Origin of the sequence: Nocardioides taihuensis (assembly GCF_042657275.1) — a bacterium.
Classification (GTDB): Bacteria; Actinomycetota; Actinomycetes; order Propionibacteriales; family Nocardioidaceae; genus Nocardioides; species Nocardioides taihuensis.
This window is the reverse complement of record NZ_JBHSKD010000033.1, coordinates 1-1,023: the sequence shown is the minus strand read 5'-3', so window position 1 is coordinate 1,023 and position 1,023 is coordinate 1. Positions and strand designations below refer to the sequence as shown.

Sequence of the window (1,023 nt, the reverse complement as noted above, 5' to 3'; positions counted from 1 at the left end):
CGGGGAATCCGGTCCACCGAAGGTCGGCAGGTAGGTGCGCCACGTCGTTGGCGACAACGACTGACGGTGGGGCACCGGCCTCGTATCTGATGACCGTCAGCCCGGCGTGGCACTGAGTCGGTGGAAACCACCGCCAGGCTGGGGCGCCCAAGGCGTGCGCCACAAGCAGCCCGATGGTGAAGGCGTGGGTGATGACCACATCCACAGGCTCTCGTCCATCCAGGGCGGGGCCCGCCAGCAGGTCGATCGCCTCTGCCGCGAGAGCCGCGCCCTCGGACGCTTCGTCGTCCGATACATCCTCCAAGAACGACATGACAGTGTCGGCCCAGGCGTCCGGAAGCTCCTCTCGCCTCGGGAGACGAGGAACGAAGTCACCTGCGGCGGCATGCTCGGACAGCGAGGGACTCCGCTCGAACTGCTCCGCCACAATCCTCGCCGTCTCGGCAGCACGCAGCAAAGGCCCGTGAAGGATGCGTCCAATCGCCAACGGTGCCAGACGACGACCCAAGTGCCTGGCCTGCAGGGAGCCGATCGCTGTCAGGCCGGCCCCGTCATCCTCAGGCTCCGCATGGCGGGCCAGGCACAGACACCGTGTTGTCTCCCGAGACATGACGTCATGAAACACCACTCTGACAGTGACCGGTCATGCCGCTTGTTGCGCGCTGTCCTGCCGATGGTCGAGCGTGTCAGCCCTGTCGTTCATGGGGATACTGGCGCGGTGCCCCCTGCCATCGATCAAAGCCCGGAGTTCCTCGACTGGCGGCGGGACCCCGATCGCTCCGCAGCTGGCGCCGTCATCGGCCTCGTGCTGTCGTGGATCTTCGGCGGCGCGCTGGTGCTGGGAATGCTCGACATCCAGTCCGCAACGGCGCCTGTGAGCGGAACCGAGTTCGTGCTCTGGATGAGTGCCCCGCTCGCGGTCGGTGGCGCGGCGTGCGGTTCTCGCAGAGTCCGCTACTGGCGAGGCGCTGTGGTGCTTGGCGCCCTAGCCGGCTGGTTGCTTGGGTTGCTGACCTTGTTGGG

Annotated in this window: 2 protein-coding genes; one reads left to right on the top strand and one right to left on the bottom strand. The window is 67.0% G+C overall.

What is annotated here, in order from left to right:
* A partial coding sequence (locus ACFPGP_RS23825) for a histidine phosphatase family protein (protein ID WP_378594056.1) occupies window positions 1–610 on the bottom strand: 610 nt, incomplete at its 3' end.
* A gap of 108 nt (window positions 611–718) precedes the next feature.
* On the opposite strand from ACFPGP_RS23825, the gene ACFPGP_RS23820 reads away from it, so the two are divergent.
* Window positions 719–1,023: hypothetical protein (locus tag ACFPGP_RS23820; protein WP_378594055.1), on the top strand; the 305-nt coding region annotated here is incomplete at its 3' end.